Source organism: Ensifer sp. Root954, assembly GCF_001429005.1.
Taxonomy (GTDB): domain Bacteria; phylum Pseudomonadota; class Alphaproteobacteria; order Rhizobiales; family Rhizobiaceae; genus Ensifer; species Ensifer adhaerens.
This window is the reverse complement of sequence record NZ_LMJM01000042.1, coordinates 19,287-27,228: the sequence shown is the minus strand read 5'-3', so window position 1 is coordinate 27,228 and position 7,942 is coordinate 19,287. Positions and strand designations below refer to the sequence as shown.

Genomic DNA, 7,942 nt, shown 5'->3' with positions numbered 1-7,942 from the left:
GACCTTCGACCCGCGCCACTGGAACGCCGGCATGGATGCGACCGTCAACACCGGGCTCGGTGCGGGCACGCGCGAGCGCGACATGCTGATGATCCAGATGATCCAGCAATTGCAGGAAAAGCTGCTGACGACGCTCGGGCGGACAACCCTTACGTCTCTCCCGACAATCTCTACAACGGCATTGCCAAGACCGTGGAGGCGGCGGGGCTGAAATCGCCCGACCTCTATTTCACCAAGCCGACGCCCGAGGACATCCAGAGGCGGATGCAGGCGGCGCAGCCGCAGCAGCAGCCTGACCTCGGCATGCAGCAACTGCAGATGCAGATGCAGCTGGCGAACGAGAAGGCGCGCATGGACGGAGAAAACGCCAGGCGCAAGCTGGAGATGGAGCGCGAGCTGAAGCTTGCGGAGATCCAGCAGAACGGGGCGCTGAAACGCTACCAGATCGACGCCGAACTCAACCTGAAACGCGAGCAGAACCTGGCCGAGATGGCCGGCGGAGCGGCGCTGAGCACAGCGCATATCGGAGGGATGTCGGGATGATCAGAATGAACAAGCGGGGTTCAGTCGCCTTTGGTGGCAAGCGGGATGACGATCTGTACGAAACAGGCCCAAGGTCGACGACGGCGCTTGAACTGCGTGACTTCGGCGAGGAGGCCAACAGTCGGTTGCCGAACCGGGTGAAGGAGCATGGGAGCGATCAGAGTGTGGAAGTGGCAGACACCTATGTCATGTCCAATACGAACCCGACGGGCTGGCCGATTCAAGCTCTGCTTGGCAACAACATGCACAGTGGGCTTTTTATCATTCCCGACAACGACGATCCTGAAGGGCGTTTCCTCTACGATCCGTCAGGTTCTTACATGAGCAGAGAAATGGGCAGCGGGCGGGCTCTATATGGACCGGAAGTGTCTCCTGAGGACTATCTGCAGTATCAGCTCCGTGATGGCCCAAATGTAACCGTGCGCAAATTTGCAACGACGCCCGAAGAGGAGGCTGAGATCATCCGGCGCGCGGACGAGATTGGCGGCGGGGGACTGGCGGGTTGCACGACTTCTGTGAGCGAGGCAGTAAGCGGCGTTGGTCCTTTTCGAGGGGTAGAGAAGACCGACTGGCCGGTTGTCCTTGGATCGGCAGTTGCGCGGTCTGAACAGGCATATGGACGAGGCCGCCGACTTGGAAAGCTTGCGCCGTGTGCTGAGGAAGCCCTAAATCCGCTTCTTAAACCCAGGGTGGCGCAAATTCGCCGCAATCTCTAGGGTAGAAATCGCTGGTCTCAACGTTCACCTGCGCAACAGGAACCGATGCAATACACGCTATGGAATACCGTCCGCGTTCTCGTTTGCTATGCGGTTATGCTGCTTGTTGCGAAACTGCTCTACGGGCGTTTCTTCCAGTGGTATATGGCGCCCTATGCCACGACCTATTTTCTTGTGGCATTTGTCCCGCTCCACACAGTCTCGCTTCGCAACCGCGTCTTGCTCATCACCGTCTTCATGCTTTTGACGATCGCTGCGCGCGCGTTTCATTGGGCATTCGTGGCTGATGGCACTTTCGACAGCGAGTCGTTTGTGCGGGGCCTGTTCCTGTATTCCCTGCATAGCTGGATCGGCCCCGACTACCTGGTCTTCGTACTCACCTATGTTTTCCTGGAAAACCGTCTTGTGCGACGGTTTTGTCCGGCGGTCCCGTAACCCATCGACGCCGCAAGAGGAGGAGATCATTACGGAGCGAGTCTTCAATCTCGGTGGAGCGCCGGCCGCCAATTTTATCGATACCGGTTGCACCACGGGCGTCACTGAGGCGATCAGAGGCATCGGTCCGTTCGGCGAGGTGGAACAAACCATGTGGCCAACGAAGCTTGATCGGCAGCTCCGTCGCATGGACAAGCACGTGGGCGAAGCCCACGATGCGGAGAGCCTCCGTCGATTGCTAGCAAGGTAGATGGGCTACCTCCACGTCGCCGTCGCCTCGGCTCCTACTCGGTGCAGGCGAGGGACAGCCTGCAGCGTCGGCTGGACGAGCTTCAAAGAGCTTCCGTTTATGACCGCAATACCGGTTGGCCCGTCCAGCGCTTCGTCGGCGACGGACTAGGCAACAACATGATCGAGCCGTTGGGAGGCAGCACAGTGCCTGGACGAAATCCAGTTGACACGCACACGCGCTATCCGAATGGATCAAACTACCAGAGATTGAATCCTGAGGGGCACGGTGCCAGAAAGACGCCACATAGTCATGGGCATCTTGAGGGCACCGGTCCAGGCAAGTCGGGGCAGGGAGCGTCGATTGATGTTTGGGGCAACGTGGTGCCATACAATAGCCCTGACGCGCATTGGCCATTGAGGAAATGAAATGAAGCCGGACGATTTTTTGAACTCGATCTATCTGGGTGACCGTGCCTGCAAGGCCATTCTTCTCGATGGATGGAGGAAAGAGGTGAAGATCCAGATCGACGCCATATCGCGGGTCCGGGGAGAGACTTGGGATTTCTACTCTGCTGAAGACGTGGTGGATGGCTTCCTGGTTTTCGAGGGTGTCGATCACATTTCCTTCGATCCGCCCGGCAACATGCCAAATGATGATTTCGGAGATATCGAATTTCTGGGATTCGAAGGCGGTCGCTTTACTGTGATGCTCGATATGGGTTTCTGCGACGAAGCCGGAACGTATGGTTCGGTGAAAACCACTATCCGGGCGAAGGCGGTCGCGATCGAGAAGCCAGGTGAAGAAGGTGCGCGGATCAGGGACTAAGCCGACAGTGCAACATAACACCCCGGAAGCCGACGCGCATTGGCAGACTAGTGAGTGAAATGAAGCCCGACGAATTCCTGAACTCGATCTATCTTGGTGACCGCGCCTGCAAGGCAGTCGTCCTTGACGGCTGGAACGGTGAGGTGAAAATCCAGATGAATCTCGGAGCGCCCATAACCCCCAATGGCCGGCAAATTACGAACCACGCTTGCTGATCGAATGGCCAACCCGCCCCCAGGACGGGCGATCATGTCACCGGACGAGGTTGATAGTGTTTTGGACGGGGCAACCCGTATCGTAGGTCGAGCCGACCACCCGCTAGGTTCGACCCTAGAAGTTGAAAACCGCAACATGCTTGGAAGGCCACAGGTTGTCGTTGACGAAAAAACGGGTAAGCGTGCAGTTACGGTCATAAATCCGAAAAGGCGATAGTCCGATGAAGAAGACTATTGAGGCTATGCTGGACGCGTTCATCGCCGCAGAGAGCCCCAGCATTCTCTTGGCAAACGAGATCGAGGTCGCGCTGGATGAAGCCTACCCGGATAACAACTATGTTCAAGACTTGGTAGGCATGCTTGCCATGTACCGCCCGGAAGGCGGCGATGCTGGGGCAATGCGCGCCAAGCTGCTACGCGCAAGGAACTATTTGTCCGGGTTGGCAGATTGAAATCTGAGCACGCCGTGGAAGATGCAACCCGAACACGATGAAAACGATGGCGCCACAGACGGCGGCTCACTCGACGATGCCTGGCGACAAGCTCCTTTACGACGCCGAAGCAATGTGTGCCAAATTGCTACCGGAGAAGGGACTATTTGTCCGGCCCGGTCGATTAAGCCGAACACGCACCCGATTGGCGACACCCTTCGAGACCTGCTAAGAGCAGGGAAACTGGAATGCGGAGGGGCATGAATGTTTCTGATCGACCGTGAACTCGAGGCGCTCACGGCGTTTCGGCGCGACCTGCATCGGCGACCGGAGGTTTCGGGCGAGGAGCGGCAGACGGCGAAAACGATCGTTGCCGCACTTGCCGAGACGAAGCCGGATGCGGTGATCACTGGCCTTGGCGGGCATGGGGTGGCAGCAATCTACGAGGGACCCGAGCCGGGGCCGACGGTGATGGTGCGGGCCGAGCTCGACGGGTTGCCTATCGAGGAGATCTCGGAGAGCGCACATCGTTCGGAGATCAAGGGCAAAGGGCATCTTTGCGGCCATGACGGCCACATGACGATCCTGATGGCGCTTGCCAAAAGGTTCGCTCAAATACGGCCAGCGAAGGGGCGGGCGATCCTGATGTTCCAGCCGGCGGAGGAAAACGGCGCCGGTGCTGCGGCGGTGCTTGCCGACCCGAAATTTGACGAGATCAAGCCGGATCTCGTCTTCTCGCTGCACAACTTCCCGGGATTAAGTTTTGGCCATGCGGCGCTGCGCTCAGGGCCAGTCAATTGCGCCTCGCGGGGCATGCAGATTTCGCTTTCCGGCAAGACCGCGCATGCCTCGACGCCGGAGGACGGCATTGCGCCGACCTTTGCGATGGCCGCCTTGCTTTCCGGGCTGACGGCGCTTGGCAACAACGGGCCGCTTAACGAGGATTACACGCTGGTCACGGTGACGCATGCCCGCCTCGGCGAGGCGGCCTTCGGCATCAGCCCCGGCTATGCCGAGATCTGGGCGACGCTGCGCACACTGACCGACGAGCGCATGGCCGATCTCGTCGCCCGGGCCGAGGCGCTGGTTGCGAAAGAGGCCGGTGCTGCCGCGCTGAAGGTCACGATCGGCTACGAGGACGTGTTCCACCAGTGCAGCAATGCGGAACGTGCCGTGACGGCGCTTGAGCGGGCCATGGACGAGGAGGGCGTCAGCCGTGACCGCGGCGAGGGCGTGCTGCCAATGAAGGGTTCGGAGGATTTCGGGCTTTTCGGGCGCGTGGCGCCAGCGGCGATGTTCTTCCTCGGCGCCGGCGAAAACCACGCGCGGCTGCACAATCCCGACTATGATTTTCCCGATGGCCTGATCGGTATCGGCGCCAAGGTCTTCATGCGGGCGATCCGTAACGAACTGGGGTGAGGGCCAAGGGCGGCCACTTGCGCGGCGGCCGTTGTGACGGCACTCTTTGAAATTGTGCAGCTCCGGCCGATGGCCTGTTTCGCGTCGTTTCGGGGTTAGTCTGGAAGGAGCAGGGGATGAGGCAGTGCAGCTTTCGTGTCGCGCTTTGCCTGGCGCTTGCCATTGCAGGCATAGTGACAGCTCGCGCGGCGGACACGCCCGGCGCCGATGCCGTTCCTGTGCCGCAGCAGACCGAGAATGCCAGCCTGCAAGACTTCATCAAGGCCAATCCGGATTGCCTGGAATTCACCGATCAATGTTCGCACTGCGCGGTCGTCCAGGGCGTCGCCGAATGCTCGACGGCGGAGATTGCCTGTGTCAAGCGGGATAACCAATGCACCAAAAGAGCAGGTAAATAGAGCGGCGCTAGAGCCCGGGCTGCAGACAGGAGCGCCAGCTACTTCCGTTGCCATGCTCTTCGCGCAAACTTCAATACAGCGTGCACCGCCAAGCCGATCGGCATGCCGATGAGGAGAATGAGCGCCAACCGGACCAGGAACGATTGTTCCGGGAAGGTGTGTTCGACAAACCGTATGACCAGAAAGCCGATTGCCAAGTCGGCCACCAGTTCGACGAACTCAAGTTTCTTGGATTTTATAGGCACGTGAACACCTGTTGCGGCAGATCGTTGTTTTGACACTTGCACGCCGAAGGCGAGTTGTCGATGCGGGTGGGCGATGGCCCGGAGTGCCTTGTCTTTTGCCACAGGGGCGAGATCGACCTGCCGAGGTTGGCCGGCCCCTTCAGGGGTGATGTTCTGCCTTATCGCCCCGACACGGGACATTCTTTCAAGCAGCAATGGACTTCTGCTCTACGGGCCGAAGGCTTGCCACGGACGGAAGTCGATATCAGAGGAGCATCGGATGAATAGATTAAACAAACGGCCTTACGACACTTTTGCGAACGGCCCGAAGGCGCAGACGGTTCGGGAGTTGCAAGAATTTGGCGACGAAGCAAGCCGCCGTCTGCCGAACTTGGGCAGGGACCGCTCAAACGCGCGTGATGGGGGCGGCGGTGTAGAGGTCGCGCACAGCGATCCTGGAGAGTGGGCCGGAGGGGTTGTTGGCGGTTGGCTGGGTCGCCGTCTGACCAAACGATTCGGAGCGGGAGGCCAGCTCGGGGGCGCTTTGGTAGGGCAATACCTCGGTGAGAAAGTTGGAGCCGGACTGGGGGCCATGCTTGGCGGACCGGTTCCCGAATCCGTGGCGCGCGGCGTCATGACGCCAGCGGAGCGAGACTACCCGGGCTATTGGGGTTACTCGGGAGATGATGCGGTTGGCGGCTGGCAGCAGGGGCCAAGACAAGAGAAAGCCGTGGCCGCTGAAGCCAGAGGCCTGCCCAACGCTTACGCGGACAGGATTGCGCAGGACTTCGGCAACGAATGGGGCGACGCCTATGAGATTTTCGGTCAGAACCCGGACTTCTGGAATGACGCGTATCAGGGCGATCCACGTGCTTCGAAGGGTGGCCCGAAGTCGGCATTGGTGCCACGGACCTCGCGCCTGCCACCGGCACCTGGCAACGGTCGGTCGCCCGATGGTGGTGGCTTCTGGGATGACCGATTTCCGGGCCGTTCCTCGCTACGAGAGGCGCAGGGCCGATGGCGCGAGTAGCGCTCTTCGTTAAAACCCACGGGTGACGGCGAGGTAAGCGATCAGGCACAGGACCCAGAATAGCGCGGCAAGGAGTGTGCCCATACCCGAGCTGAGCAGATAGCGGCCGTTTTCCTGGTGCTTCAGGCCCAGCCAATTGAAGCCGGTGCCGGCGGCATAGAGGTCTTCGACCTTTATCCTGCCGAAGCTGAAGAGCGGTACGAGGACGCGCGCCACACGATGCAGGAGAAAGCCGACGACGATGATATCGAGAATGTCGAGGACGATCCCAGCGATGGCGTCCAGGGCAACTCCGACTTTTTTCACGTTGCATATCCCCTAGATGTCGAGCCGCTGCCGCCGAGATAACGGCGAAAGCAAACAAAACTTCGATGCGCGGTAAAGTGGCATTCGCCATCACGCTTTCGTACATGGGTAGCGCGGAACAAAAGCGGAATCAAGCCCCCTCCTACGCCCTGGAAGAACCCGACACGGCAGCCCATTTCACTGAGGACAGCGCTCGACTCATGGAGGGAGTGAGCGGTCGTTTTGCCTACTTGAGGCTTTCGAGCGCGATGTAGAGTGTGCCGAGTTTCAGGCGACCGGCGTCTGTCTTGTAGTAGAGCACTACGCCGTGCGGGCGGAAGCTTGCCACCGAGGCCTCGTCGCTTCCGTTCGCGAAATAGCAACAGGGCTTGTCGCCATCCGAGGATGCAACACGCAAGCGATAGCTTTTGCCGCTCATGAAGAAACCCAAGCCGACCTCGTAATCGCCGACCGTGAGGGTGCAGACGCTGTCATCGCCGCACCAGTTCGTCGCGTGATCGAAGGTCTTGTCGGCCTTGAGCAGGAAGGCCTTGACGAGGACGCGCGGCTGTCCCGACTGGCCGCTCGCCGAGGTGGGCGAAACCGCTGCGGCCAGAAGCAGGGCTGACAATCCCAAGCTCGATAATCTTATCATGGGTTCCTCGTTCTATAGACGCGCGTGTCTGTGACTGGTGTCGGCCCTCCGCTGCGCTCAGGCCTTGCGCCGGAATGGGCAATCCGGACCGAGGCCTTTGATGCTGAAATGGCTGGGCAGGCATTTTCGTTTGATAATTGCGAGTGTGACCTAGGGTGGCAGATCGCTCCCATTCGCACAGCGGTAGCGCGGAACAAAAGCAGAATCAAGGCAGCGTTCGACGCAAAATTTCGATCGAAAGTTACCGCTCTCCAACCGAGGTCAAAAGCATGAAACCAGAGGAACGGGCAGCGGCTGCGCGCGCCATTCTCGACGTGCCCTATTTCGAAGACATCATGAGCGAGCTGGAATGGGCGGCGATCAATGGCTGCATCCATGCCGGCCTCACCGACGATACCGGCCGGGCGGCCTATGCGGCCGAGGCCCGCGCGATTAGAAATTTCCGCAGCAAGCTCAAGTTCCTGACGGAACAAGCCAGGGCTGACGGCAAGGGCGCACCCGCCTGACGGGCAAGCGCTTTCACTGGGGCATTCC

General features: G+C 59.9%; 14 protein-coding genes. 11 read left to right on the top strand and 3 right to left on the bottom strand.

The genetic code is table 11. From position 1 onward, the window contains the following. The 9 genes from ASE71_RS37105 to ASE71_RS24735 all read left to right on the top strand — a co-directional run. On the top strand, positions 1-211 hold a 211-nt coding region (locus ASE71_RS37105), incomplete at its 5' end, for a hypothetical protein (protein ID WP_244497384.1). After that, the gene (locus ASE71_RS37100) at positions 193-543 is read left to right on the top strand and encodes a hypothetical protein (protein WP_060520906.1); all 351 of its coding nucleotides are present in this window, start codon (positions 193-195) and stop codon (positions 541-543) included. The genes ASE71_RS37105 and ASE71_RS37100, both read left to right, overlap by 19 nt. Further along, positions 540-1,259 (top strand): hypothetical protein, encoded by a 720-nt coding sequence (locus tag ASE71_RS24765; RefSeq protein WP_244496937.1) that lies wholly within the window; start codon positions 540-542, stop codon positions 1,257-1,259. The genes ASE71_RS37100 and ASE71_RS24765 overlap by 4 nt, the downstream gene beginning before the upstream one ends. A gap of 45 nt (positions 1,260-1,304) precedes the next feature. Next, on the top strand, positions 1,305-1,694 hold the full coding sequence (locus ASE71_RS24760; RefSeq protein WP_060520907.1) for a hypothetical protein: 390 nt from the start codon (positions 1,305-1,307) through the stop codon (positions 1,692-1,694). Between the two features lie 658 nt (positions 1,695-2,352). After that, positions 2,353-2,751 carry a DUF6258 family protein gene (locus tag ASE71_RS24750; RefSeq protein ID WP_060520909.1) on the top strand — a complete coding sequence of 133 codons (399 nt, stop codon included), beginning with the start codon at positions 2,353-2,355 and terminating at the stop codon, positions 2,749-2,751. 59 nt (positions 2,752-2,810) lie between these two features. Then, a complete protein-coding gene (locus ASE71_RS37435) occupies positions 2,811-2,966 on the top strand; it encodes a DUF6258 family protein (RefSeq protein WP_156400747.1) in 156 nt (51 codons plus the stop codon). A 221-nt stretch (positions 2,967-3,187) separates the two neighbouring features. Beyond that, positions 3,188-3,418 carry a hypothetical protein gene (locus ASE71_RS24745; RefSeq protein WP_060520910.1) on the top strand — a complete coding sequence of 77 codons (231 nt, stop codon included), beginning with the start codon at positions 3,188-3,190 and terminating at the stop codon, positions 3,416-3,418. A 243-nt stretch (positions 3,419-3,661) separates the two neighbouring features. Beyond that, positions 3,662-4,816: an amidohydrolase gene (locus tag ASE71_RS24740; protein WP_060520911.1), complete on the top strand. Its 1,155-nt coding sequence runs from the start codon at positions 3,662-3,664 to the stop codon at positions 4,814-4,816. A 116-nt stretch (positions 4,817-4,932) separates the two neighbouring features. Continuing rightward, positions 4,933-5,214 (top strand): hypothetical protein, encoded by a 282-nt coding sequence (locus tag ASE71_RS24735; protein ID WP_060520912.1) that lies wholly within the window; start codon positions 4,933-4,935, stop codon positions 5,212-5,214. 38 nt (positions 5,215-5,252) lie between these two features. Here the strand turns inward: ASE71_RS24735 and ASE71_RS24730 are convergent, their stop codons facing one another. Then, positions 5,253-5,654 (bottom strand): hypothetical protein, encoded by a 402-nt coding sequence (locus ASE71_RS24730; protein WP_156400748.1) that lies wholly within the window; start codon positions 5,652-5,654, stop codon positions 5,253-5,255. A 64-nt stretch (positions 5,655-5,718) separates the two neighbouring features. Between ASE71_RS24730 and ASE71_RS36280 the strand changes: the two genes are divergently transcribed. Beyond that, on the top strand, positions 5,719-6,468 hold the full coding sequence (locus ASE71_RS36280) for a hypothetical protein (protein WP_060520914.1): 750 nt from the start codon (positions 5,719-5,721) through the stop codon (positions 6,466-6,468). A 9-nt stretch (positions 6,469-6,477) separates the two neighbouring features. Here the strand turns inward: ASE71_RS36280 and ASE71_RS24720 are convergent, their stop codons facing one another. Continuing rightward, the gene (locus ASE71_RS24720) at positions 6,478-6,774 is read right to left on the bottom strand and encodes a hypothetical protein (RefSeq protein ID WP_060520915.1); all 297 of its coding nucleotides are present in this window, start codon (positions 6,772-6,774) and stop codon (positions 6,478-6,480) included. A gap of 226 nt (positions 6,775-7,000) precedes the next feature. Continuing rightward, on the bottom strand, positions 7,001-7,408 hold the full coding sequence (locus ASE71_RS24715) for a hypothetical protein (protein ID WP_063891253.1): 408 nt from the start codon (positions 7,406-7,408) through the stop codon (positions 7,001-7,003). 269 nt (positions 7,409-7,677) lie between these two features. Here ASE71_RS24715 and ASE71_RS24710 point away from each other — a divergent pair, with 269 nt between their 5' ends. Beyond that, entirely contained in the window at positions 7,678-7,914 is a 237-nt protein-coding gene (locus ASE71_RS24710) for a hypothetical protein (protein WP_060520932.1), read from the top strand. Positions 7,915-7,942 lie beyond the last annotated feature (28 nt).